Annotated in this window: 21 protein-coding genes, 1 other RNA gene and 2 pseudogenes; 7 read left to right on the forward strand and 17 right to left on the reverse strand. The window is 39.1% G+C overall.

What is annotated here, in order from left to right; all coding sequences use genetic code 11:
• Both pyrF and tyrS read right to left on the reverse strand, forming a co-directional pair.
• Window positions 1-386, reverse strand: a 386-nt coding sequence (pyrF, locus tag FJR38_RS22385) for an orotidine-5'-phosphate decarboxylase (protein WP_168539501.1), incomplete at its 3' end; no start/stop codon positions are given.
• A gap of 73 nt (window positions 387-459) precedes the next feature.
• Window positions 460-1,659 carry a tyrosine--tRNA ligase gene (gene tyrS, locus FJR38_RS22390; protein ID WP_168492900.1) on the reverse strand — a complete coding sequence of 400 codons (1,200 nt, stop codon included), beginning with the start codon at window positions 1,657-1,659 and terminating at the stop codon, window positions 460-462.
• A 174-nt stretch (window positions 1,660-1,833) separates the two neighbouring features.
• Here tyrS and FJR38_RS22395 point away from each other — a divergent pair, with 174 nt between their 5' ends.
• Entirely contained in the window at window positions 1,834-3,756 is a 1,923-nt protein-coding gene (locus FJR38_RS22395) for a transglycosylase domain-containing protein (RefSeq protein WP_168492576.1), read from the forward strand.
• Between the two features lie 52 nt (window positions 3,757-3,808).
• Here the strand turns inward: FJR38_RS22395 and FJR38_RS22400 are convergent, their stop codons facing one another.
• Both FJR38_RS22400 and FJR38_RS22405 read right to left on the reverse strand, forming a co-directional pair.
• Window positions 3,809-4,132 (reverse strand): DUF1825 family protein, encoded by a 324-nt coding sequence (locus tag FJR38_RS22400; protein ID WP_168492574.1) that lies wholly within the window; start codon window positions 4,130-4,132, stop codon window positions 3,809-3,811.
• 290 nt (window positions 4,133-4,422) lie between these two features.
• Entirely contained in the window at window positions 4,423-5,337 is a 915-nt protein-coding gene (locus FJR38_RS22405) for a DnaJ domain-containing protein (protein ID WP_168492572.1), read from the reverse strand.
• Between the two features lie 389 nt (window positions 5,338-5,726).
• On the opposite strand from FJR38_RS22405, the gene FJR38_RS22410 reads away from it, so the two are divergent.
• Both FJR38_RS22410 and FJR38_RS22415 read left to right on the forward strand, forming a co-directional pair.
• Complete coding sequence (locus FJR38_RS22410) at window positions 5,727-6,098, forward strand: NINE protein (protein ID WP_168492570.1); 372 nt, start codon at window positions 5,727-5,729, stop codon at window positions 6,096-6,098.
• Between the two features lie 119 nt (window positions 6,099-6,217).
• Entirely contained in the window at window positions 6,218-6,751 is a 534-nt protein-coding gene (locus FJR38_RS22415; protein WP_168539503.1) for a ComEA family DNA-binding protein, read from the forward strand.
• A 45-nt stretch (window positions 6,752-6,796) separates the two neighbouring features.
• Here the strand turns inward: FJR38_RS22415 and lepB are convergent, their stop codons facing one another.
• The 9 genes from lepB to FJR38_RS22460 all read right to left on the reverse strand — a co-directional run bounded on the left by lepB (window position 6,797) and on the right by FJR38_RS22460 (window position 16,322).
• Window positions 6,797-7,369, reverse strand: a complete 573-nt coding sequence (gene lepB / locus FJR38_RS22420) for a signal peptidase I (protein WP_168492566.1) — start codon at window positions 7,367-7,369, stop codon at window positions 6,797-6,799.
• Between the two features lie 187 nt (window positions 7,370-7,556).
• Window positions 7,557-8,048 carry a nucleotide exchange factor GrpE gene (locus FJR38_RS22425; RefSeq protein WP_168492564.1) on the reverse strand — a complete coding sequence of 164 codons (492 nt, stop codon included), beginning with the start codon at window positions 8,046-8,048 and terminating at the stop codon, window positions 7,557-7,559.
• Window positions 8,041-8,694, reverse strand: coding sequence for a molecular chaperone DnaJ (locus tag FJR38_RS22430; protein ID WP_254449533.1), 654 nt, complete (start codon window positions 8,692-8,694; stop codon window positions 8,041-8,043). The genes FJR38_RS22425 and FJR38_RS22430 overlap by 8 nt, the downstream gene beginning before the upstream one ends.
• Window positions 8,695-8,830: 136 nt before the next feature.
• Window positions 8,831-11,266 carry a peptidase M, neutral zinc metallopeptidase site gene (locus FJR38_RS22435; RefSeq protein ID WP_168539505.1) on the reverse strand — a complete coding sequence of 812 codons (2,436 nt, stop codon included), beginning with the start codon at window positions 11,264-11,266 and terminating at the stop codon, window positions 8,831-8,833.
• Window positions 11,263-11,757 (reverse strand): LysM peptidoglycan-binding domain-containing protein, encoded by a 495-nt coding sequence (locus FJR38_RS22440; protein ID WP_168492559.1) that lies wholly within the window; start codon window positions 11,755-11,757, stop codon window positions 11,263-11,265. The genes FJR38_RS22435 and FJR38_RS22440 overlap by 4 nt, the downstream gene beginning before the upstream one ends.
• Window positions 11,754-13,964 carry an Hsp70 family protein gene (locus tag FJR38_RS22445; protein ID WP_168492557.1) on the reverse strand — a complete coding sequence of 737 codons (2,211 nt, stop codon included), beginning with the start codon at window positions 13,962-13,964 and terminating at the stop codon, window positions 11,754-11,756. Before FJR38_RS22445 ends, FJR38_RS22440 begins: the two co-directional genes overlap by 4 nt.
• A gap of 450 nt (window positions 13,965-14,414) precedes the next feature.
• A complete protein-coding gene (locus FJR38_RS22450) occupies window positions 14,415-15,125 on the reverse strand; it encodes a zinc-dependent metalloprotease family protein (RefSeq protein ID WP_168539507.1) in 711 nt (236 codons plus the stop codon).
• Between the two features lie 3 nt (window positions 15,126-15,128).
• A complete protein-coding gene (locus tag FJR38_RS22455) occupies window positions 15,129-15,734 on the reverse strand; it encodes a TerD family protein (RefSeq protein WP_168492553.1) in 606 nt (201 codons plus the stop codon).
• A 12-nt stretch (window positions 15,735-15,746) separates the two neighbouring features.
• Window positions 15,747-16,322, reverse strand: a complete 576-nt coding sequence (locus FJR38_RS22460; RefSeq protein WP_168492551.1) for a TerD family protein — start codon at window positions 16,320-16,322, stop codon at window positions 15,747-15,749.
• Window positions 16,323-17,093: 771 nt separating this feature from the next.
• Between FJR38_RS22460 and psbB the strand changes: the two genes are divergently transcribed.
• The 4 genes and pseudogenes from psbB (at window position 17,094) to FJR38_RS22480 (ending at window position 21,235) form a co-directional block, all read left to right on the forward strand.
• The gene (psbB, locus tag FJR38_RS22465; protein WP_168492549.1) at window positions 17,094-18,620 is read left to right on the forward strand and encodes a photosystem II chlorophyll-binding protein CP47; all 1,527 of its coding nucleotides are present in this window, start codon (window positions 17,094-17,096) and stop codon (window positions 18,618-18,620) included.
• Between the two features lie 98 nt (window positions 18,621-18,718).
• Window positions 18,719-18,823: pseudogene (locus FJR38_RS22470) on the forward strand (photosystem II reaction center protein T); the annotation flags it as partial.
• A 449-nt stretch (window positions 18,824-19,272) separates the two neighbouring features.
• On the forward strand, window positions 19,273-20,373 hold the full coding sequence (locus tag FJR38_RS22475) for a 30S ribosomal protein S1 (RefSeq protein ID WP_168492545.1): 1,101 nt from the start codon (window positions 19,273-19,275) through the stop codon (window positions 20,371-20,373).
• Between the two features lie 127 nt (window positions 20,374-20,500).
• Complete coding sequence (locus FJR38_RS22480) at window positions 20,501-21,235, forward strand: HAD family hydrolase (protein WP_168539511.1); 735 nt, start codon at window positions 20,501-20,503, stop codon at window positions 21,233-21,235.
• Window positions 21,236-21,420: 185 nt separating this feature from the next.
• On the opposite strand, the gene FJR38_RS22485 is transcribed toward FJR38_RS22480, so the two are convergent.
• From FJR38_RS22485 to FJR38_RS22500, 4 genes and pseudogenes are all read right to left on the reverse strand, one after another.
• Complete coding sequence (locus FJR38_RS22485) at window positions 21,421-23,049, reverse strand: glycosyltransferase family 39 protein (RefSeq protein ID WP_174764095.1); 1,629 nt, start codon at window positions 23,047-23,049, stop codon at window positions 21,421-21,423.
• Window positions 23,050-23,284: 235 nt separating this feature from the next.
• Window positions 23,285-24,439 (reverse strand): iron-containing alcohol dehydrogenase, encoded by a 1,155-nt coding sequence (locus FJR38_RS22490; protein ID WP_168539513.1) that lies wholly within the window; start codon window positions 24,437-24,439, stop codon window positions 23,285-23,287.
• Window positions 24,440-24,658: 219 nt separating this feature from the next.
• Window positions 24,659-24,843, reverse strand: a non-coding RNA gene (gene ssrS / locus FJR38_RS22495) — 6S RNA.
• Between the two features lie 39 nt (window positions 24,844-24,882).
• Window positions 24,883-25,211, reverse strand: a pseudogene (locus FJR38_RS22500) (5-(carboxyamino)imidazole ribonucleotide synthase); the annotation flags it as partial.

Genomic DNA, 25,211 nt, shown 5'->3' on the forward strand with positions numbered 1-25,211 from the left:
TGACGCGCCGAAATGCTGGTTAACAAAGTAATAGCGATTAACTTCGGTGGTTTTGTCCCGGCTTTTTCCGCCCCAATTTGCACAGCTTCCGCCGCCGCTTTGAGAGCATCTTTACCACAAGTTGCGTGAATTGTCAATAAATCCACCCCGTAACCAGCCGCAGCGCGACAAGCACCGGCGACAGTGTTGGGGATATCGTGAAACTTCAAATCTAGGAAAATGCGTTTTTCTTGAGATTTGAGAATTTCCAGAATTTTTGGACCAGTGCTAGTAAACAACTCCAAACCAACTTTCCAGAAAGTGACTTGGGGAAGTTTATCAATGAGAGCGATCGCACTGTCTAAATCTGGTACATCTAAAGGAACGATAATTTTGTCAGTTGTCATTGGTTAGTTGTCATTGGTCAGTTGTCAGTTGTTAGTTGTCATTGGGAAGCATCTTCTTTCTGTTCCCTGTTCCCTATCCTGCTACCAAACGCACAAACTTGTTTTTACCAACTTGTAAAACTTTACCGTGTAAATCGCTAGGTTCTGCAAAAGAGGTATCAACATCAGTAATTTTAGTCCCATCTAGGCGCACACCACCCTCTTGAATTTTCCGCTTCCCTTCTCCTGTACTTTTACACAAACCACAAGCACCGAGAATATAGGCTAATTTAGCGGGAAATTGAGGAATAGTATCTAGGTAAAATTCCGGTAGTGTTCCTTCCTTACCACCACTTTTTGCTGCTTCCTTCGCCTCATTAGCCGCTTGTTCGCCGTGATACTGACGGACAATTTCCCAGGCGAGATATTCTTGGCGATCGCGGGGGTTTTCTGGCAGACTATCCAAAGGTAAATCTGTCAGCAATTCAAAATACTGTGACAGTAAATTATCTGGCACACCTTGAAGTTTTTGATACTTTTGGGAAGGATGTTCTCCTAATCCTACATAATTACCTAAAGACTTAGACATTTTTTGTACACCATCAGTCCCAATTAAAATTGGTAACAGTAGCCCAAATTGAGGTTTTAGTTTAAAATGCCGTTGTAAATCTCTTCCCACCGCGATGTTAAATTTTTGATCAGTCCCCCCCAATTCCACATCAGCTTCCACAGCCACAGAATCATAACCTTGCATCAGTGGATACAGGAACTCATGGAGGAAAATAGGACTCTCTTGTTTATAACGTTCTGCAAAACCTTCCTTAGCTAACATTTGTCCTACAGTCATCGTGGAAAGTAACTCCAAAGTTTTCCCCAAATCCAAGCAGGAAAGCCATTCTGAGTTATATCGCACCTCTAACCTGCCAGGTGTGTCAAAATCTAAAATAGGACGCACTTGATCAAGATAAGTTTGAGCATTTTTTTCCACATCAGCTTCTGTAAGCTGACGACGTACCTCCGATTTACCAGTAGGATCACCAATCCGGGCTGTAAAATCGCCAATAATCAGTACCGCTGTATGACCAGCATCTTGAAATGCCCGCAATTTACGTACAGGTATACTATGTCCAAGATGAATATCTGCCCCCGTTGGGTCAATACCTAGCTTAATCCTTAACGGTCGGTCAGAATTGAGTAACCGCTTTTCCAGACTTTCCGTTTCATTATCACCATCATGGGGTTGCGGAAAAATTTCTGCCACACCGCGATGCAACCAAGAGAAATTTTGCGTCATACTAAGAAATTCGCTATTAGCTATACTTTCCACTTTAAAAGTTAAGTTTGTTATGTTCACAAACAAATTATCCGTTCTCTGTGTTGCCAGACTACTATAAATCGCCAAAAATTAACTGTCTTTTTTCATTTAATGAATTACATTTAAATTTACAAGTGAGGAAGTGAGATCGCCGTGTCGTCTAGGACTTTTGATAACAAACAACCACAAGAGCAGGCTTCATCTGGATTTGATTTTTTTAAAGGCGTAGGCCAGGTAACAGGTGGTACTCTGCTATCTGTAACACTCCTAACAAGCTCTATTGCTGCGGGAGCATTAGTTGGTTTAGCTATTAGCTTCCGTAATTTACCAGATGTTAGGCAAATAAAAAGCTTTTTTCCCTCGGAAACAACCTACATATATGATATCAAAGGCAAGCTTTTAACTAGTATTCACGGTGAAGCCAACCGAGAAGTAGTCCCCCTGAATAGAATTTCTCCCAACCTGAAACGCGCAGTTCTGGCCAGTGAAGATGGTCACTTTTATGGACATCACGGAATTAATCCCACTGGTGTAGGCCGAGCGATCGTTGTTAACATGGCAGCAGGTGGAGTCAAAGAAGGTGGTTCTACTATCACCATGCAATTGGTAAAAAACCTATTTTTGTCTCAAAAACGGGCTTTTACCCGCAAGTTAGCAGAGGGTGTCTTAGCAATTCGTTTAGAGCAAATTCTCAGTAAAGACGAAATCCTAGAAATGTACCTCAATCAAGTTTATTGGGGTCATAACAACTACGGTGTCCAAACAGCAGCACGCAGTTATTTTAATAAATCAGCAGAATTTTTAACCTTGGGTGAATCAGCTATGATGGCGGGTTTAATCCAAGCGCCAGAACAGTTTAGCCCTTTTGCCAGCATGAGACTAGCCAAGCAGAAACAAAAGGAAGTTCTGGGGCGGATGGTAGAGTTGAATTGGATCACCCAAAAAGAATATGATGATGCCCTCAAGCAAGAAATTAAACTTGGCAGAATCAGGTCTTTTCAGGGTAGCGCCTCACCTTATATTACTAATACTGTAGCCCAAGAGTTGGCGAAAAAATTTGGACGTGATGTCCTGTTAAAAGGTGGAATGCGCGTACAAACTACTGTTGACGCTAAATTCCAAGCTATGGCCGAAGATACTGTCAAAACTTGGCATAAAAGACTTCAGTCTCAAGGGTTATATAAAAACCAAATGGCCTTGGTGGCAGTTGATCCCCGTACACATTTTGTTAAAGCTCTAGTTGGTGGTGTAGATTCTAAAAGCAGCGAATTTAACCGAGCTATCCAATCTCAACGCCAACCTGGTTCTTCATTTAAACCCTTTGTTTACTATGCTGCCTTTGCTACTGGTAAATATGCACCAAATAGCACCGTGTTAGATACTCCAGTTAGCTACCAAGATGGCAATAGTCGGTACTATCCAAGAAACTATGATGGTGGCTTTTCCGGAGCAATGTCAATTCGCACAGCTTTAGCACAGTCTCGCAACATCCCCGTGATTAAACTTGGTAAAGCGGTGGGGATGAATAAGGTAATTGAAACCTGCCGGACTTTGGGGATTATGAGTCCCATGGAACCCGTTACCTCTCTACCTTTGGGCGCTATTGGTGTCACTCCCCTAGAAATGGCTAGTGCCTATGCTACCTTTGCTAATTATGGTTGGCAATCACCAGCTACCGTAATTGTGCGAATTACAGATAGTGCTGGTAATGTGATCCTCGATAATACACCTAAACCAAAACAAGTTTTAGATCCTTGGGCTTCAGCAGCTATTATTGATGTTATGACTTCAGTAATGACTGAAGGTACAGGTAAAGGTGCTTCTATAAATCGCCCCAGTGCTGGTAAAACTGGAACTACATCTTCAGAAAAAGATATTTGGTTTGTCGGTACTGTACCACAACTAACTACTGCTGTTTGGGTAGGTAGGGATGACAATAGACAGTTGGCTAGTGGAGCAACTGGTGGTGGAATGGTAGCCCCCGTTTGGCGCGATTTTATGACAAAAGCACTCAAAAATGTTCCTGTAGAAAAGTTTAAGTCCCCTTCTCAGTTTCCACGTCCTAAATCAAACTAAGAGGTAATTGATAATTGTCAATTGTCAATTGTCAATTATCAATTGTTCCCAGTCATTGTGTTTTTTCCAATTCAGATTTCATCCTCTCTAAGGTGACGTTCATTTGCTCAAACATTTGTTGTGGAGTTACACCAAACTGACCTAGCTGAGTTTTTAGTTGCTGTATGGTCATTTGCGCCATGAAATCCTCTGATAGTTCAAAACGCTTCATAAAGACGCGATATCTATCCATCAGGGTTTCCATTTGCTCAATAAACAGTTTTTTGCCCTCGCGGTCAAATTTGCCGTAGCTGTTGCCAAGCTGAATCAGTGCTTGATAATCTTCAAACAACTGTTTAGCTTCTTGCTGCACTATTTCAGAGTCGAAGAATCCCATTTTACTTCTCTTTAACTGAGTGCTATTACTTCAGTAACTTCAAGTTTTGTCTCTATTTCTATTTTACTCTAGAGTATTCGTCTAGGGAAACTACTTCGGTTAAAGTAGGGTTTTTTACCGAAATTTCACCACTTGACCTTTTTTGAACTGTTTAAATTTGTTCACTTAAGTAGGGTTTGCTGAAAAAGTTGTCTGTGAGGATAGGGAACAGGGAACAGGGAACAGGAAACAGGAAGAGAGTTTTGGACGATTTTACTTTTCTTCACACATTTTGGTTATCTCACGTCTACCTACTTAGATAAAAATTTATTTAATAAAGAAGCTATACCCAAAGCTTTGACTATTGATTGGGGAGTGCTTGTTTCAGTTGCCTGAATTTGCAAAAGTTCAGCGTATTTTAAAGCCAGTGGTTGTTTAGGATTAATTTTTAATGCTTGACGAATATAGACTTTAGCCATGCCTACAAATTTCTGTTGAAAATGTACTACCCCTAGTAGGGCATAGTAGTCACTGTTAGCTGGTTCTAGCTTAATTGCATCTCGTAGTTCTTGTACTGCTAGATTCCATTGTTCTTGATTAGAATACTCTACTGCTCGTTCATAGTGACGTATGGCATAGTCTTTTAGGTCTGGTTTGAGAATTGTGTTTGGAGATAAGGTTTTTGGAACTGACTTAGTTTCTGGTTGGGGAATGATAGGCTGAGATTCATTACTTGGTGAACGGTTTGGTTTTTGGCATGACAAGTAAACTATATTTAATGCACTTAATTGCTGTGTGACTTGATATGCTTGACGGAGTGAGTGATATTGAGCCGTTGCATAGGATTTAACTGCATCTTCATAAAATAATTCTGCTTCTTGAGCAGACATTGTTGCTATGGCCTGAATTATAGAAACTTGGATACCAACGGCTTTTTGTTTATCTAAGATTTTTGCTTCTGAACGTAATATTGCTATGGTGTTCAGGCGTTTTTTGCTTTGTTTGAGTTGTTCATAAGCTGGGTTAATTAATTGTGTAAATACTGCTTGGGCTAATTTCTGATCTGGTTTATTGTTATTAATATAGTTATCAGGATGTAGCTGCTTTGCCAGAACATAATACCTTTTACTAATCTGACGTTCGTCAGCATTCACAGAAACGCCTAAGATAGCATAAGGATCAATAAGCAGGTTTAGCCATTCCGTTGTTAGGGTGTTCTGTGACATTTTAGTATTGTTCGCAAATAAAACCTTTATTGGTACTGGATATAAAAGTTGAATTGATAATTACAGATGGGTTTATCTAGTATTAGATTATTTTTAATTATTGTTAAGTTACGTAAATACACTTAGTGTATCACTGATATCAAGATGTTTCCATTAATTTCATGGTCTTAGTTAAGATATACATTTTCATATTTGTGTTGTAGTGTGTGGAATTTGATTAAGTTGGTATGATTGATGTTTGATATTAGCAATTATGAGATCACAAATAGAAATCATATTTTATTTTTAGAAGCATATTGTGTGTATCTACCTCCGTTATTTGTTTTTGCCCGTTAAGATAGCTTTACGAGTCAGTTTACAAATCAAAGATGATGGGTATAAATAAAATTATGTTAATTAAACGAAAAAGCCGGAACATTGCTGCTATTTTAGCTTTTTCTGGGACACTTACCATTTCAGGTTTACATAAATTTTACTTGGGACAGCCAATTTGGGGAATAATATATGTTTTGTTATCTTGGACACCTATTCCTAAAGTAGCTAGTGCTATTGAAGGGGTGTGGTATTTGACTCAAGATGAGGAGACTTTTGATCGGTATTTTAATTTGGGTGAGTCTGTAGTTAAAGTATCCTCCCAGACAGGTAATCATGTAGAATCATTAGCTAATGCTTTGCGTGAGTTAGAAGCACTGCGTCAAGATGGATTAATTTCTGAATATGAGTTTGAGCAAAAACGCCGCCAGATGTTAGATCAGATTTAGGTGACAGGGAACAGGTGACAGGTGACAGGTGACAGGTGACAGGTGACAGGTGACGGTGACAGGTGACAGTAAGAAGAAGGGAATAGGAAAGAGTTTTTTTGATCAAGCAAGATTGATTTATGAATAAATGGCTACCTTTGAATCTGAAATTGCAAAAGCTGCGAGCCAAGTTGCTGAGTGACCCTTATTATCGTTTACAGTCAGGTGAAGAAGTGCAAATGGCCGCTGAATTGGGTTTGGGTATTGACGCTAATCAAGCGACTGTGGATGATTGGCTGCGTTTACCTGGGTTATCAATTCACCAAGGGCGATCGCTTGTGGAACTTTCCCGCGCTGGTGTAGTATTCTACTGTATTGAAGATGTGGCTGCGGCTTTGGGTTTGCCTGTACAGCGATTAGAACCCCTCAAACCACTGCTAAATTTTAATTATTATGACAATAATTCCCTAGATCAACCCCCTCTTGTTAACCCTAATACAGCTTCGGTGGAAAGTTTGTCTAAAATTCCTTTTATAGATTTATCCCTAGCGCAGACAGTTGTAGAAAACCGCCTGGCTGCTGGTCCTTACCGAAGTTTAGCAGATTTTCAACAACGGTTAGAATTACCAGGGGATGCGATCGCTCAGTTAATGTATTATTTGCGGTTCTCGTAGGGGCGCAGGGCCTGCGCCCAGTCTTTTTCTGCGCCCAGTCTTTTCCTAAATTAAGCCAATGCGGTCAAGTGGCCAGAAGCGAAATGTAGCACGACCGATGACGTTTTGGCTGGGTACAAAACCCCAGTAGCGAGAGTCATTACTATCATTGCGATTGTCTCCCATAACAAAAAATGCGCCTTCTGGGACTTGGATTTGGGGAAATGGACGATTAGGGGGTTCGGCAATGTAGTCTTCTGTTAAGGCTTGACCGTTGAGGTAAACTTTACCTTGAGAGATACTAATTACTGATCCTGGTTCACCAATTACCCGTTTAATAAAGGCTTGGTTTTCCGGATATCCCCGTCTTTGTAATTCTGGTGGTGACTGAAAAACGACGATATCGCCTGTTTTGGGAGGGTGTAAACGGTATGATACTTTTTCAACTACCAAGCGATCGCCTGTGTGTAAGGTAGGATACATTGATTCAGATGGAATCAAGCGTGGTTCAGCGATAAATGTCCGAATTAGGAGAGCTAAACACAGGGCAATAGTTATTAAAACTAAATTTTCCTGCCAACCACTCCATATTTTTGTTTGTGGAGAAGTTTCTTTAATATCACTTTCGTGAGGAGTCATAGTTAACAGTGTATGTAGGATTTTAAAGGAGCAGGGGGGCAGGGGAGCAGGGGAGCAGGGGAGTAGGGGAGCAGGGGAGTAGGGGAGCAGAGGAGCAGGGGGGCAGGGAGTAGGGGAGCAGGGGAGTAGGGGAGCAGAGGAGCAGGAAAAACTTCTTAACAACTGACAACGAACAACTGACTACTGACTACTGACCATTATCTGATTTAGCGGTAATGACTTCTGTGGGACGAAGAACTTTTTCACCCCAATGAAATCCGCGACGGACGATTTTAGTAATAGTTTGGTCTGGGATATCGGTTCTTTCTTCCCGATCAATGACGCGACATAAGTTAAAATCTGGTTCTGTTCCTTCCTGTAATTCTATAGGTAAAAGTTGACGTTTTCCTAATACACTGAGAAACTTCCGATTAACTGCACCAATGGATCTGGGTAAGCGTTCTATAAATTCTGGACTAGGATTAGGATTATTTTCTAGGTATTCTAATAAAGCTTCTAGGGCATCAGCTACTTCTAAAAGTTCTAAGAATAAATCTTCTGTTTGGGCTGTGGTTTGGGTTTGCTGTTCTCGTAAAGACTGCTGTAATACCATATTGTCTTTTTGGAGAACGCCGAGTTTTTGGACGAGTAATTCTCGTAATTCTAAGCTGATAAGATAGTTTGGGGATAAGTCAGGCACGGGAAATCTCTTTAGATAGCATCGCTAAAATTTTTTTAGCCCAAGTGTTGACTTGGGAATGAGAATGATTACTCAAAAGTTGACAGAGGGCGATCGCTCTTTGTAATTGTCCACCCATTTGATAAGCTTTAATTAGCCACATTTGGGCTTGAATATAATTTGGGCTATTGCGCTCTTTACACTCTTGACAGTAATCTTCTAAATATTTTATAGCTTTAGGGTAGCGTCCCTCTTTACAAGCTGTCATCCCTTCGCTGAAAAGTTCTGCTAATGGTATGGGTAGAGGTTCTCTTTCTAAATTTTCTTGTTGGTTAGCGTGAGCGATCGCTTGCTCTAATCCATCAAATTCTGATAATAAAGCTAAGGTAGGTGCAGGTTTATCCAAAGCTGATAAATCACTATACTTGAATCGCTTAATAGTTGGCAAGATCGGACGCAAATAATCAGCAATAATCCTTTCTTCTGACTTCATTAAGCTTTTTTGCGCTTTAGCAATAACATCAACAGGATACTGTTTTCGCTTCATTGCTAAGGCTACAGCTTTGGTAATTTCGGCTTTTGATGCTGCTTGAGATACACCTAAAATATCGTAAGGGTTATTTTCCATCATATACAGCGGTATGCACTCTTTGTGAGATACAGTCATTAAATCGCAAAACCTGTAGGGGTGGGGTTTCCCCGCCCTCGATTGTATTTCATCCGACTGATAACCGCTATATCAGGGAACAGAGTTAAATTATATCCCCGACTTCTTAAAGAAGTTGAAAATCTGGTTATTGAGATTAACATAATCCTAATCCAATATAAATTTCTTGAAATGACGATTCATAAGGACAAAGTTCATAAGCCCAACTTCCTAATTGATGAACTATTTCTGGATCATTTAATTTACCATTTTTAATCCCATTCACTAATATATCAATAAAAATATCAGCGACAATATAACGAATTCTTTCATGTCGTGAAAATTGAGCTTTTCGCTTCACTTCTTCTAATTGGTTATTTTTAAATAATCTGTCAATTTCTTCTAATTCTTGATTAATTTCTACTTTTTCAATTAAGGTAATTACAACTGGATTATCTTCATCAATTCTCCTAATTACTTGTAAATGTTGTAAAGCTTGTTCTGTAGAAATTTGCTGACTAAAAAGTTTTTCTTGCAGTTCCTCGGCTTTATATTCGGCTAAATAACTGCGTGCAGATTTAGTGGCAATTAGATCATACCAAAATTGAGCAAATTCTAAATGTTCATTAAATTCTGATATAGCTTGACGTTGTAAACTACAAAGCCTATCTATTTCTTGTTGCCAATCTTGATTATTTTGAATTTCTGATTTAGCTTGTTTAAGAGGAATTATTGCTTGTTGCCAATTTTGCTTTTGTAGATAGAAACATCCTTCATGGTAATCAACGAATTTACTTGCAAATTGCTCAATTTCAATAATAGCTTTTTTTGATGGTTTTAGAATAATTGCTCTTTGAATATCTGCTTCCAAACAAGCCGCTACTGCTAATCCCCAACAGCTATAAAGAGAATGGAGAATTTTTTGGTGAAAAGATATTTTTTCTACTGGTTTGATATTCTGTAATTCGTAATAATTACGATAATATTCATAACATCCAGGTGTAATAAATAAATTATTAATTACCATTCCTGAATTTACAGGTTCACCCATAAATTTTAAAGCCACTAATTCTAATCTACAATAATCACGTAAATTCAAATATACTTGAATATCTATATCTTTAACTCTATCAATTGCTGATTCTAAACGGCGTTTTAGCTCTAAGGATAAAGAATTAAAATCAACATTTTTATTTCCCAACCAAGGAACATCCTGGAGATGAATATTTATGGTAATATTAGCAATAGCAGTAGCGAAAGAAATAATAAATTCTAATAAATTATCATCGCTATTTTGAGCCAGATAATAATTAGCCACTGCCCAATTGTGTAATGTGGTAATATTTGATTGAGTTATCCATTCATTTTTAGCTACTTGAGCAGTAAATTGCCAGTTGTGATTTTGCCAAGCTGCTGCTGCTAAACGGGGTTGAATATGTTCATTAATATTTTTTTCTACTATTGGTTCAAATCCAAATTTGCTAATATATTCTTGACTGACTGTTTTAGCTAATTCTAAATCTTCAGACTTGACTAATTCTTCAATATTTTGTAAAGATAGTAAACGTTGTCTTTGGGCAATTTCTTTGATAATTTCTTGTTGTTGGCTAATTTGAGAACTTGATATATTTTGCCATTCCCGATAGGCTGATTGTAAAATTCCTTGTTGAGCAAAAGCAAATCCACGCAGATAAGCAGCTTGTGTGCCGGGGACATTTTCTAAATGAGATATGGCATTAGTCCAATCTTGGGTTTTAATAGCAATTAAGCCTAAACGAATTTGGCAATCTTGGAAATCAGGTAAAAGTAATTTAGCATTGGTATAGAAGGTTTTAGCTGCATGGAAATCACCTATTTTTTCGGCTCTCAACCCTTGTCGAAATTGTTCTCTCGCTTGAAATGTGGATTTTAGTTTTTGTAATAAATTTACACCATCAATGCGAGGAAAGTTAGTAATAACAGTTTCTAGAATATTAATAGCACTGCGTAATTTTCCTTGAGTTTCTGCTTGTTGGGCTTTTTCCAGAGCAGAGTTATATATTTGTTCTTGAGTAACTTGGGTTTGAGCATCAATAATAGCTTGTTGAACTGAATCAAGAGGATATAATTTTAATGCTTCTTGATAAAGAGAGATTCCCTTTTCATAAAAAAGATTTACTACCTGTAATTTTCCTTGATTTGCTAATTTTTGAAATTGCTGTCTTTGTTGCAATTCCTGTTGGCATTTTTGAATTATCTGTAATATTGTTGGATCATAAATAATTTGGCAATAACGCTGATAAAGAGAAATAACACCCGCTAAAATTTGAGTTTCCCAAGGATTGCCAGTATCATTCTTAATCATCCCTTGGGCTTGCATGGCCAATTTATCAGCAGCTTCTATATATTTCCGCCATGTAATTAATTGTTTTTCTAATTTTTCTACCAGATTACCAATTAATACTTTTGCTAATAAACGTTCCCAAAAACTGGGTTTTTCCGCCCAATCACTGAGGGCTGTTTCCGCAGTAATTACCGCTGCCCGCAGTTGTTTTTTTTGGGCGAAATTTTCAGCTTTCTGACTAGCTTGCTTGAAGCTGTCAACTCTACTCATAGAGTTTTCCCTTTACAGCTACTAGGAATTTTCAACACCTGATCTATGTCTAATTGATTTTCCCGCTTTTGTAATTCCGGATTAGCTGTAACTATTAATTGCCAATCAGTAGATTTACTACAAAACTTACCTGCAATACTACTAAGAGTATCACCAGATTTAACAGTATAAGTAGCTAATGGTGGGGCTGGTTTGGGGACAACTGGGGTAATTACCTGTGGTGTAGGGTTGGGATTAGTAGAAACTGTAGGATTAGGGACAGTTGCGGTATACATAGCAGTTTGCAGTGCAAAAAAACTACCACCTGCACCGATAGTAATTCCAATCACCAACATTAAAATGGCCATTCCTGTTGTCCAAGATTTTGGCCGCTGGGGTAATTCTTCCAAGGAACGAATTAGAGAAACATCCGTGTCACAATTAGGACAAATATTTCCCTCAATTCCTTGATACCCGCAAACAGGACAATCAATTTTGGTTTTAGTGTTCATCGTGTAAGTCCCGTGATAATGCTATTACTGGGTAATTCTTGATTTAACCAATGTTGCACATCTGGCTGTAATTCTCGCCATAAACGATCTGCTTCGTTGCTATCACCACCTGTCGCTGCACTCAACATTCGAGATAGTTTATCAGACATAGCATTAGCTTGGGTAGGTGCAACAACTTTGGCTTGTTGGATAGCGAGAATACAACCTTGAATTAACTGTACTTCATCAGGTAAGTTACGAAGTTCGCGTCTAGTTTCTTCATTGTGATACTCCATGGAGGAGCTATTGTTAGTATTAATAGCAAATTGTAATTCTTGACTCAACTTTTGTAATCGTTCTTGTTGGAGTTGGGGAATCATAAAACCGCAGAATTTGATCACGCGATCGCACTCATTCACCAAAGACTCTGATTCTAAGCGGACGGGAGACATAGATACTTGGAACTGATTCAAACTTTCCCCAGCCCGTTTTTGTAAATCACTATATTCTTCTCCAGTCGTAGGATTAATAATCCCATTGGCTAACTGAACAACTGGTACAGCTAACTTCAAAGCTTCTTCAACACCATAAGCAGTTAAATCTTGGTGATTAAGTTCTTCTATCGCTTCCTCTAATTCTTTGTATATTTTCTCATCCACACGCCCCCGTGAAAAATTACAACTCACTTTTACAGATGGATTATTTTTTAAAGTCGCAGTCATTTTTAAATCACTGTTCTTTTCATCCAACTCTAAATAAGCAATAATTTCTGTTCCCGCTGGATATTTTTCATCTAAACCCAACCACATATCCCCAATCCGTTCATCATTTTTCACCCCATCTAAATCTTCTTTGACATCATCAGGGCTAAAAAATTGAAAGTGAATCAAGCGTTGTCCTTCCGCTACTGTTTTAAAAGTATGAGATACCGTTACAGGTAAGATATCACCACGATTAATAACTTTATCCTGACGATCTATTAATTGAATAAAATAATCACGAGAAACAGTGGTGACTTTATCTGTTTGTCCAGCCGCAACAATGGCTGCACCTTCAGCAACTGCATACATAGGACGGGGATGTAAAACAACTTTATTCGCTCCAAAAGCTGCTTGTAATTGACGTTGAACTAAGGGAATTTGGGAAGAACCTCCAACTAAAAGCACCACATCCACCATATCCATTTGATATTCTGCATATTCTAAGGCTTGGTGGCAAATTTGTAATGTTCGTTCTACTAATTCCCCAATCATATTTTCAAATTGCTCGCGGGTGATTTCCACTTCAATAGGAATCCCAATTCCTAACTCATCTAATAATTGGGTAGCGGGGTTAATTTGAGCCGATGTTTTATTACTTAATTCTACCTTTGCCCGTTCTACAGATATTTTTAAATCAGCGTTAAATCGCCCTCTTTGATAATATGGCATTTTAGAAATTAAGCTATCAATATCACTAATTCTTTCTTGTTTAGCAACTTGCTCTTTCACAAACTTGATTAACCGGGAATCAATATCATCACCACCCAACCATAAATCACCCGCTTTCCCCTGTTCAATAAAAGAAGTTCCGGCTGCGGTAATTACTGAAGCATCAAATGTCCCACCGCCAAAATCATAAACCAAAATTGTCTTGACATCATCGCTATTAGGTGAAAAACCGTAGGATATAGCCGCTGCTGTAGGTTCTGGGAGCAATTCTAAGGGAGTAAGTCCAGCTTTTAGGGCTGCGGTGCGGGTAGCGTGACGCTGTTGATCATTAAAATAAGCAGGAATCGTAATTACAGCTTGATCAATATTTTCTTCTTTACCTATACTTCGTTGATAAGTTTGAGCATTTTGCACCACTTTTTTGAGAATTTCCGCCGAAATATCCTCTGGTTGGTATTCTTTACCTCCTACCCACACAGCAATGCTGTTATCTGTTCCCTGACTGGGTTGGGCGATTTTATACGCTAGTTCGGATTGTTGTTTTTGAACTGCTACATCCCCGAAACCCCTACCCATTAACCGTTTGATGGAAATTACTACATTTTCTGGATCATGGCGAATTTGGTTATAAGCTTGTTCTCCTACCAAAAATTTACCTTGTTCAGCAGCTACTACTGAGCGGGTAAGTTTTCTATCTGGGGGTGTGTTGTCATTCGCTGTGACTACTTCCACACCTGCTAACTTAAATGCAGCGACGGAGTTAGTTGTTCCTAAGTCTATACCAATTGCTTTACCCATGATTAATTCTCACCCTGGTTATGAATAACTTAACTGATTTTAAGCATAGATACTGATTTTTACTTTTCCTGATAAAAATTAAGTTAGGTAAAGTAATTAAATTTTATTTTATACCAAGTTTTATTGTGGGATCTAAATTCTCATCTAAAACTGTCTTTAATTTTGAATTGTTAAAAATATTTAGGCGTTGCTGATAGCCATATTGAGGTATGAAATTCCTAAATTGAACCTTTAAAACTCTTACCTTTGCGTCTTTGCTACGGCAGTCGCTCATGGGGGAAACCCCCAAGACCGCGCTGCCTTGCCTTTGCGTGAGACTAAAATTCATACCCTTAATCAGCAACGCCAATATTTATAGCGATTCCTATCTAAGTGAGGTAAAGCAAGAAAGAACTAACCGCAGATAGAAGATGATGGACGCGGATAAACGCAGATAAATTTGTACTTCATTTACCTAAAATTTGCTGTATGTTGACGAATAGCTTTATTCATGGAAATGATTTGTCCTACATGAAAAGAAGGAGGCATTAAACTATGAATTCGATGATCCAATCCATCGTGCATCACGTCTGTAGGTAATAATGAATGATCTAATCCCAAGGTATGACCAATTTCATGAGTGATAGTATTAGCAATTAAGTTAGATAATTGACCTAAATTCAGATTAGCTTGATTGGAACTATTAATAATTTGGTCAATACGAACAGCAGCAATATCTGTAACTTGATGATGACGGAAACTAGCTATTCCTAAATAATCTACTGGTTGTTGATCTGTAAATACATATACATGAGTGAAATTACGCCCCCATTCTTTGTCCTCTGGTTCTTCTGAAGTCAAAAATACATGAACACTTCTAAAGGCACTAAAAACTTTAGCCAAAGCATCTGCAATTATTTCTAGTATGATGCTATTGTTGTCAGTTGTCTTGATGATTCCAGAAATATCTACCCAGATACAATGGCGCTTTTCTTGATCTTTACGAATTAGAAATGAACCGCATGATGGACACACACGCCAATCAGGTTGAATCCGAGAACGGCAACTTTGACAACGTGGTTTTGCTGGTCTGTCAAGGTTAATCCGTTCCCAGATGGGAACTTGCAATTTACGATTGATCTTGGTTTTTTTGGTTAAATTCAGGCGATCGTAAAGTGACATTATTTAACAATAAGATGCAACAAGTTCCGCTAAACCATTAACACTGACTCCATTGCCAATAGCTGCCATTTTCCACTCATTATTATGGCGATAAACTTCAGCTAAAACCATTCCTGTCATCCCGCTGTATTCTTTACCAGAAAGGTTATATCGAGCTAATTCTTTATTATTAGCTGCATTTACCAATCTGACAAAGGCATTGTCAACTTGGGTAAAATCTTGTTTACGAGCAATGCAATCGTAAATATTGATGACGAAGACTAATTTAGCGATATCAGCAGGAATGCGAGGTAAATCAATAATGATTACTTCGTCATCACCATCGCCAGCACCAGTTAAATTGTCTCCTGTATGGACGATTGATCCTGATAAATGTTGAAGATTCCCAAAATAGATTATGTTTTCTTTTGCTATTAATTTACCATTAGCATCCAAGCAAACTACAGAGGCATCTAGATCATAGTCATGACCACCTCCACCAAAATTCCTAAAAAATCCGCCACCAGAGCGTTTAACCACATCCCAACCTAGTCCACACATCAATTTGGTTAGACCAGGAGCTTCTTTAGAAAGGGAAATTCTCTGTCCTTTCTGGAGATTAATTGCCATTTTAAATTTCTCCTAGCTAAACCGATCTAATAAAGCTTTTAATCCCCCTTGATAACCTGAACCAACGGCATTTAACCGCCAATCTCCGTCTTTACGGTAAAGTTCAGCCATAATTAATGCGGTTTCAATGGAGTAGTCTTCAACTAAGTCATAGCGAATAACTTCTTGTTCGTTTTGAGCATTGACAACTCGAATAAAGGCATTCTGCACTTGACCAAAGTTTTGATGCCTTTCTGCTGCTTCATGAATAGTTACAGTGATAACGATTTTGTGGACATCCGCAGGAACTTTTTGCAAATGAATCTTAATGACTTCATCATCACCATCACCTAAACCTGTCAGGTTATCTCCAGTGTGTTGAACTGATTTGGCAGGATCTGGACTGGTGAGATTATTGTAAAAAATGAAGTGTTGATCAGAAATTAGTTTTTCGTTACTTCCTAAGATAAAAACGGAGGCATCCAAATCAAAATCCAAGCCAGTATCTACAACTTTAACATCCCACCCCAAACCTACAAATACTTCGGTTAGTCCTGGGGAAACTTTTTCCAGTGATATCCGTTGTCCTTTAGTTAGTGAAACTGCCATTGCTTGGTATACTCCTCAAGTTTTTGCTTGTTTTTACTCATAGCCAAGTCTTAGACTGATATCTAAAATTAAGATTTAGTCTTGTTTAGTATTAATAGGGAATAGGGAAAATCGAGGCACACTAAAAATAATTGCATTTAAATTCTGTCTACTGTCATGAAAGACATGAGAGTTAATACTTATTTCAGCATATAGACATCAAAAAGGCAAGTCACGATTTTGTAAAAAAAACTTAACTTAGTCGCAAGTAAACTTTTAACTCCGTATTTTGTCTATTCCTCACCGATAGCCAGAACTTATATGCGTAAATTCAGTCTAAAATAAAACTGGTAGTTTCTCTAGAAGCGATCGCGAAGAGATGCTGCAAGTAGTTCGCTCGGTAAAACCCCAATTTAGTTTTATGCTGGAATAGTGGACTTAAAAAAAAACTTCAGCTTTCCCGATAGATCAGGTTATAACCAGCATTTCTGGAGACTAGTAACGATATTTAAGCCACAAGCTACGTAACTCCAGCTATAGAAACCCTTGCAAAGCGTTCCATCAATAGTTACACTTTTTAAAATATTCTCATTTTTGTTTAGCAATTACTCAAACACTCAAATAGCTAGTTCTTGACAAAAGAACTCAAACTATGGTAGTGCGTCGGTATTGCCAAATTCAAAATCAGCAATAAAAAAACTCAGAGATTTTTCTGATAGGCGGCTTCCGTCCCTCAGAAACTCGGTAAGAAAATTGCTTTGTAAACATAACTATCCAGGAGGCTTGTAGTCAATGGGACTACCTTGGTACCGAGTACATACAGTTGTTCTGAACGATCCAGGTCGGCTGATTTCTGTACACTTAATGCACACAGCTTTAGTAGCTGGCTGGGCAGGTTCAATGGCACTGTACGAACTGGCTGTTTACGATCCCAGTGATCCAGTTCTCAACCCCATGTGGCGACAAGGGATGTTCGTACTTCCCTTCATGGCACGTTTAGGCGTAACCGAATCTTGGGGCGGTTGGAGCGTAACTGGTGGTACAGCAGTAGACCCCGGTTTTTGGTCCTTTGAAGGCGTTGCTGCTGCTCACATTGTTCTCTCTGGTTTATTATTCCTCGCTGCCGTTTGGCATTGGGTTTTCTGGGATTTGGAACTCTTTAGAGATCCTCGGACTGGTGAACCTGCTTTAGACTTACCAAAAATGTTTGGTATTCACCTGTTCTTATCCGGTTTACTTTGTTTTGGTTTTGGTGCTTTCCACCAGACCGGACTATTTGGTCCGGGAATGTGGGTATCTGATGCCTATGGCATCACTGGTAGTATTCAGCCAGTAGCACCAGAATGGGGTCCGGCTGGGTTTAACCCCTATAACCCCGGTGGCGTTGTTGCTCACCACATTGCGGCTGGTGTAGTCGGTATTATCGCTGGTTTATTCCACCTCACAGTTAGACCCCCCGAAAGGCTATACAAAGCCCTCCGGATGGGTAATATTGAAACCGTACTTTCCAGTAGTATTGCTGCTGTGTTCTTCGCTGCTTTCGTAGTAGCTGGAACTATGTGGTACGGTAACGCGACTACCCCAATTGAATTGTTTGGACCTACCCGCTATCAGTGGGATCAAGGCTATTTCCGTCAAGAAATTCAGCGTCGTGTGCAAACTAGTGTTGCTGAAGGTGCAACTCTAACTGAAGCTTGGGCAAAGATTCCTGAAAAACTGGCTTTCTACGATTACGTCGGCAATAGCCCCGCTAAAGGTGGTCTATTCCGGACAGGCGCAATGGTGAAAGGTGATGGTATTGCTCAATCTTGGCAAGGTCACGCTGTCTTCACAGATGCTGAAGGACGGGAATTAACAGTTCGTCGTCTACCTAACTTCTTTGAAACCTTCCCAGTAATTTTGACCGATAAAGATGGTGTTGTCCGCGCTGACATCCCCTTCCGTCGGGCAGAATCTAAATACAGCTTTGAACAAACTGGCGTAACTGTCAGCTTCTACGGTGGTAATCTGAATGGTCAAACCTTTACAGATCCTGCTGATGTGAAGAAGTATGCCCGCAAAGCTCAAGGTGGAGAAATCTTTGAATTTGACCGGGAAACCTTGAATTCTGACGGTGTATTCCGGACTTCTCCCAGAGGTTGGTTTACCTTTGGTCATGCTGTATTCGCTCTACTATTCTTCTTTGGCCATCTCTGGCACGGTTCACGGACAATCTACCGTGATGTATTTGCCGGTGTGGAAATTGAAGAAGAACAAGTTGAATGGGGTCTTTTCCAGAAGCTGGGTGACAAGACAACTCGTACCCGTAAGGAAGCTTAAAACTTGGATTAAGTGTGAAGTGGAGAATATCTACTTCATGCTTTTTACTAGGCTTGGTAAACTAAAATTACTGGCTCAACAGGCAGGATCTGAAGAATATGGAAAGTGTTGCTTACATCTTGATTTTAAGCCTAGCAATAGGTGTACTCTTTTTTGCGATCGCCTTCCGCGAACCCCCTCGCTTTGAGAAAAAGAAGAAAAGAAAAGTTAGGTTGTTAAAACCAAATTTTTAAAGGGATATTACCCTTGTATCCGTTGTTACTATTTTTAGTGGCAACGGATAATTTTTATGTAGGTCTTGCTTAATGAAGTGAAAACCTAGATAAATCAATAACAATTGACAGGTGACAGGTGATAGGCGGAGAAGATAAAAATGTTCTTCATTCTTCATTCCGATAGCGTAGCGTGGCGTAAGCCTGACTACTGAACTCCTGATTGGATAAATAATTGTGACTACTTATAGCCGATGACAGATGAATAATGGCAAGATATTTGATATAATTTTCTATCTGGAAGTTGATATGTGTTAAGACTAGCTATTCTAAGCTAGGATAAGACAGGACTGTAAGTAAAAACGGTTATCCGACTGCTTACAAACACACAGAATATATGACAAAACCTTTACGGAGACTAGAACCAGGAACACATTAGCATGGTCAATCAGAACTTAACCGCTACAGAAATTGGATTTACTCTCGAAGATTTCGCTGCTCTACTTGATAAGTACGATTATCACTTCAGCCCTGGTGATGTCGTACCGGGTACAGTTTTCAGTATAGAGCCGCGCGGCGCTCTGATTGACATAGGTGCGAAAACCGCAGCATATATACCCATACAAGAAATGTCTATTAACCGGGTCGATGCCCCGGAAGAAGTCTTACAATCAAACGAAACACGGGAATTTTTCATCCTTACCGATGAAAATGAAGATGGTCAGCTTACCCTTTCGATCCGTCGAATTGAGTATATGCGGGCTTGGGAACGAGTACGGCAGTTACAGGCAGAAGATGCTACTGTCCGCTCTGGTGTTTTTGCTACCAACCGTGGTGGTGCATTAGTGCGAATTGAAGGACTGCGCGGCTTTATCCCCGGTTCTCATATCAGCACTCGCAAACCCAAGGAAGATTTGGTAGGTGAAGAACTGCCTTTGAAATTCCTAGAAGTAGATGAAGAGCGTAACCGCTTAGTTCTCTCCCATCGTCGGGCGCTAGTTGAGCGCAAGATGAACCGCCTGGAAGTCGGAGAAGTGGTCATTGGTACTGTTCGCGGTATCAAACCTTATGGTGCTTTCATTGATATCGGTGGAGTGAGCGGACTACTACATATTTCTGAGATATCCCACGAGCATATTGACACTCCTCATAGCGTCTTTAATGTCAATGATGAAGTGAAAGTAATGATCATTGACTTGGATGCAGAAAGGGGACGGATTTCTCTGTCTACTAAACAGTTAGAACCCGAACCTGGTGACATGATCAAGAACCGTGATTTGGTTTATGATAAGGCCGAAGAAATGGCAGCTAAGTATCGGGAACAATTGCTTGCCAAACAGCAAGGTATTACTGCACCTGTGGACGCAGCACCTGTGGATGCAGCGCCTGTAGACGCAACACCTGTGGATGCAGCACCTGTGGACGCTACATCAGTGGAAGCTGTAACTGAAGAAGTTGCACCAGTAGACGCTGTAGCCGAGGAAGAAATTCCCGCAGCTACAGATATTGAAGAAGAAATCCCCGCAGCTATTGAAGAATAGTAGATTTATTGTTGTAAGTAATTACAACTCAGATCATTCAAGTATATAACAAAGAGGGATTTCCCTCTTTTTTTTAACTTAGCGTTTAATCTAAAATCTGCAATTAATCTAAGTGGGGTGCAATATTTTGACAAGTATTAAATGTAGAAACATGACGTTTTCTAATATTGAAGCGATTTTATTTGATAAAAACGGTACTTTAGAAGACTCGGAAGCATATTTAAGAACACTAGGACAAAAAGGGGCGCGGATGATAGACGCACAAGTTCCTGGTATTGGTGAACCCTTATTAATGGCTTTTGGTATTGATGGCGATCGCTTAGATCCAGCAGGTTTAATATCAGTAGCGAGTCGCAAAGAAACGGAAATTGCAGCAGCAGCCTATATTGCAGAAACTGGTAGGGGATGGTTTGAGTCTTTGAAAATTGCTCGTCAAGCTTTAGCAGAAGCTGATCAATATGTGGGAAAAACCTCTTCACCTTTATTTGTGGGTAGCTTAGAAGTTTTAAAGTCTCTGTCAATAGCTGGGTTAAAATTAGGGATTTTGTCAGCAGCGACGACTGAAGATGTGAAACAATTTGTGACGACTCACCAGTTAGGCGATTATTTACAACTGGAAAAAGGAGTTGATGATGGTCCGAGTAAACCAGATCCCACCCTATTTTTAGAAGCTTGTCAAGCTTTAGGAGTATCTCCAAACGCAACTTTAATGGTAGGTGATTCTGTCGGTGATATGCAAATGGCACGTGACGCTAAAGCCGCTGGTTGCATTGGGATTACCTGGATTGGTAAAGCAAATAATGTTAAAGGTGCAGATGTAGTTATTAATCAACTTGATGAAATTCAGATTATTAAAGATTAATTAGGACAAGGAATCACCGAATCAAGTAATCAGGAGGTAGGGGCGCAGGGCCTGCGCCCAGTCAGGAATCAGGAGGTAGGGGCGCAGGGCCTGCGCCCAGCCAGGTGTCAGGAGTTTAGAATGAAGAACATTTTTATCTTCTCCTCCCTATCACCTATCACCTATTACCTCTTCACTGTCACCTGTCACCTGTCACCTTCTTCACCCACTATCTGAATCAACTTCCACTTTCGGAAAGTGCCAATTTGACGTTCATTCTTTGATTCACCTACTTCTGGCTCAGGACTAACCCAAGCATAATTATTGATAGGAACATCTGCAACTTGTGGAAATCTTTTTCCCCAATGAGGAGTATCAAAAGTTAGCAATAACAGAGTCTTATCTCCACCTGTAGTCATTGTTTCCGTTTTTTGAACAACAAAATTAATAGAATTATCTTTGAGTACAGAAGCAATTTCTGGTTGCTGTAAAAACAATTTTATATCAGGACTATAGTTACTTAACAACCCATTAGCACCAGCCACAGCTACAGCTAACCAAGCAGGTACTAACCAACTTGCCAACCAATAATTAGCAGTTAGAAATTTTTGTCCAAACCGATGACGAGAAACCCAAATTATTGGTAAAAATAACCAACCAAATCCTAACACTAACCCTATTAATGAATAACTTTTAATATCTGTTCCGCCATTAATTGGCAAAATCCCTGTATTTAGGATTATTCCTGCTATTAAAACAACTGCACCTAAACTTCCAAATAGATAACTTAAATTTCGGGGTAGGTAAAAATATTTTGTCTTCTGAAAATTATTATAAATATCTCCTAACCAATCTAAAGCTACTGCTGCTAAAATTGCCATCCAAGGACAAAGCATCAGAGCATAATGAGGTAAACGAGTGGAAATTATACTAATTTCTAGAAATATAATCAGAGGACACACAACTAATATCCAGAAATTGCGACTCAAGTAACGACGACAAATGAGCAACAGTCCCAAAATACTAAATAAAGGCCAAGGAAACCCCTTCAGAGGCAGATTCCATAAATAATAAAAAGGTGAATGTCCATTTCGTTGTTCTGTACTTATCTTGGTGACAAAACCAAAGAAATGTTCAAAAACAATTGCACCGTAATGTTGCCAACTTAACCAAAACCAAGTAATTACTGGCATAAAACCGACAACAAAACCCACATACAACAGAGGATTATTAAAATGCCGATGATGACGATTTTGCCAAATTAAATAAGGCAATAAACCAATAAATGGGACAAATATTAATTGACCTTTAATTAAAAATCCTAACCCTAAACTTAAACCCGTACCAAAACCCCAATAATAACGATATTTGGGCTGTAATTCTGATTTAATTAAGCAGAAAATACCGAAAAGAGCAATACAAATAGTAATAATATCTGGAGCAACTAATCTACTAACTTGTAACCAAATAAAAGATACTGATAAAATTGCCCCAGCTAACCAAGCTATCCGTTTATTTAACAACATTGTTGTTATTTGATAAACCAGGAAAATACTCATCACAGAAGCAACTTGGGAAGGTATGCGAGATGTTACCTCATTAATCCCAAACATTGTGTAAATAGATGCTAGAATCCAATAAAAACCAGGCGTTTTTTCGTAAGCAAGTTCTGACCAAGATTGGGGAGTTAACCAATCTCCAGACTCTAGCATCCATCGAGAGCGTACTGCATAGGTGGTTTCATCGTGAGCAATAAGACTATCTTGCCCATGATTCAATAATAATAATGGCACTACCCAAACAATTAATCCCAAAAAATACCCTGTTTTTGGCAAGTTAAGTAATTTTATCACAGTGAATTTGATCTTCCTACTATCAGATTATTTGTTCATACTTTAGGGTAATTATGCACCGTTTTTCTATATATAAGTTATTTGTATAAAAAAATAAATATCTATTGTTTCTATAAAATGATCTTGCTGTAGAGTGGGCATTACTCATCATACTTGTATTTAAAAAATCAAATAGGATTAATAGGTCAGACAAAAGCCTGACCTATGGTTTTAATTTCTAAGCGCAAAGAGCTAAAATCTGTTCAACAACTTGCGGGTTAATATCTTTATTTTCACCCAAAGCTATCATCCCATGCTTTTCTAAATTCTTGATCACCACTGGAATTGTTTCTATTCCCACACCATAATCCGATAAGTGAGTGCGAACACCAACTGATTCAAAGAAATAACGAGTTTTAGTAATTGCTGTATCTACCCGTTCTTCTTCAGAACCACTGACAATATTCCAAACTCTATCTGCATATTGTAGAAGTTTTTGCCATTTGCGATCGCGTCTAATTGTTAAAGTGCTAGGTAACACAACCGCCAAAGTTTGAGCATGATCCATACCATGCAACGCTGTCAACTCATGGCCAATCATGTGAGTCGTCCAATCTTGAGGAACACCCGCAGCAATTAACCCATTTAACGCCATTGTAGCCGACCAAACTAAATTTGCCCGTGCATCATAATCTGTAGGATTTTCTAAAGTTTTTGGTCCTTCACAAATCAGAGTTTTTAAAATTGATTCAGCCATGCGGTCTTGTAATGGTGCATTTACCGGATAGGTTAAATACTGTTCCATGACATGAGTAAAAGCATCAACTATCCCATTACTAATTTGTCTAGGAGGGAGGGAAAAAGTCGTTTCTGGGTCAAGAACTGAAAATTTAGGAAACACCAAGGGACTAGCGAAAAATAACTTTTCTTGCGTTTCCCACTTAGTAACAACTGAGTTTGTATTCATTTCCGAACCAGTTGCGGGTAAAGTCAAAACTACCCCCATTGGTAAAGCCGCAGTCACTGGTGCGCCTTTGGCTAAAATATCCCAGGGGTCGCCCACAAAGGGAACAGCAGCAGCTATAAATTTAGTCCCGTCTGCAACTGAACCACCACCCACCGCTAATAGAAAATCAATACCTTCTTTGCGGATTAATTCAACGGCTTTCATCAAAGTTTCTAAATGGGGGTTGGGTTCAATCCCACCAAATTCAAATACATTCCGTCCAGTTAAGGCTAATTTTACTTGATCATAAACGCCATTGGCTTTAATGCTACCGCCGCCGTAGGTAATGAGAATTTTAGCATCTGCGGGGATTTCTGGGGCAATGTTGGCAATTTGACCTTTACCAAATAAGATTTTAACTGGATTATAAAAAACAAAATTTTCCATGATTAGTTACGCAAGAGAATTATATTTCATCTTGAGTATTGTAATCAGTTTCGAGATTTCTGCGACTTTATTTAGGGAATTCTCGTACACAACGGCGGAAATCAATCAACCATTAAAAATTCTCAGGTAGCTTGTATCATCTGCTTTTTTAATTTTCAATTCCGCCCTGCGATACTATTAAAGCTCCCCAGTTGAATAAACCAGGAAGCTAAAATTTTTTAGTTCACCGCAACGCCGTTTTACCTAAGTTTATGACCTGGGTAAACCAGGTGGGAACAGAGGATTCTCATTTAAAGTTTCCGGGTACAAGCCCGGTATACTGCCATGAGAACTATTTAGCTCCCTTGTTGTTAAAGACATAGATCAAAAAACTTGATGGCAGTCACCAATCGTCGTAGTGCAACTAATTCATTATAGCTTTGAAAAATAGTTTGTGTGCTAATTTAGGGAAAATTTTGGGAAATTTTTTCTGGGGGATACCAGATAGATTCAATTTGGTGTATAATGTGTTTTACCGCATCGCGGTTATCTTGCTCTAGTAAAACAGTGATATGTCCCAGTTTCCGTCCTGGACGAGCTTCTGTTTTGCCATACCAATGAACAGTAGATTGGGGAATATCTGCTAGTTGTTGACGTTGTTTTTGGTAGTCACTTTGGCAGTTTTCATAGCCTAAGAGATTAACCATTACAGCACTACTACAATGTAATATGGAATTGTTTAACGGTAAACTAGACACGGCTCGCAGGTGTTGTTCAAATTGGGAAGTTTCAC

Source organism: Anabaena sp. UHCC 0253 (assembly GCF_009712085.1).
GTDB lineage: Bacteria > Cyanobacteriota > Cyanobacteriia > Cyanobacteriales > Nostocaceae > Dolichospermum.

Coding starts and splice junctions, on each gene's coding strand:
- tyrS (WP_168492900.1), bottom strand. CDS start 1,659: ATGACGCAAAATTTCTCTTGGTTGCATCGCGGTGTGGCAGAAATTTTT.
- FJR38_RS22400 (WP_168492574.1), bottom strand. CDS start 4,132: ATGGGATTCTTCGACTCTGAAATAGTGCAGCAAGAAGCTAAACAGTTG.
- FJR38_RS22405 (WP_168492572.1), bottom strand. CDS start 5,337: ATGTCACAGAACACCCTAACAACGGAATGGCTAAACCTGCTTATTGAT.
- FJR38_RS22410 (WP_168492570.1), top strand. CDS start 5,727: ATGTTAATTAAACGAAAAAGCCGGAACATTGCTGCTATTTTAGCTTTT.
- FJR38_RS22415 (WP_168539503.1), top strand. CDS start 6,218: ATGAATAAATGGCTACCTTTGAATCTGAAATTGCAAAAGCTGCGAGCC.
- lepB (WP_168492566.1), bottom strand. CDS start 7,369: ATGACTCCTCACGAAAGTGATATTAAAGAAACTTCTCCACAAACAAAA.
- FJR38_RS22430 (WP_254449533.1), bottom strand. CDS start 8,694: ATGACTGTATCTCACAAAGAGTGCATACCGCTGTATATGATGGAAAAT.
- FJR38_RS22435 (WP_168539505.1), bottom strand. CDS start 11,266: ATGAGTAGAGTTGACAGCTTCAAGCAAGCTAGTCAGAAAGCTGAAAAT.
- FJR38_RS22440 (WP_168492559.1), bottom strand. CDS start 11,757: ATGAACACTAAAACCAAAATTGATTGTCCTGTTTGCGGGTATCAAGGA.
- FJR38_RS22445 (WP_168492557.1), bottom strand. CDS start 13,964: ATGGGTAAAGCAATTGGTATAGACTTAGGAACAACTAACTCCGTCGCT.
- FJR38_RS22450 (WP_168539507.1), bottom strand. CDS start 15,125: ATGTCACTTTACGATCGCCTGAATTTAACCAAAAAAACCAAGATCAAT.
- FJR38_RS22455 (WP_168492553.1), bottom strand. CDS start 15,734: ATGGCAATTAATCTCCAGAAAGGACAGAGAATTTCCCTTTCTAAAGAA.
- FJR38_RS22460 (WP_168492551.1), bottom strand. CDS start 16,322: ATGGCAGTTTCACTAACTAAAGGACAACGGATATCACTGGAAAAAGTT.
- psbB (WP_168492549.1), top strand. CDS start 17,094: ATGGGACTACCTTGGTACCGAGTACATACAGTTGTTCTGAACGATCCA.
- FJR38_RS22475 (WP_168492545.1), top strand. CDS start 19,273: ATGGTCAATCAGAACTTAACCGCTACAGAAATTGGATTTACTCTCGAA.
- FJR38_RS22490 (WP_168539513.1), bottom strand. CDS start 24,439: ATGGAAAATTTTGTTTTTTATAATCCAGTTAAAATCTTATTTGGTAAA.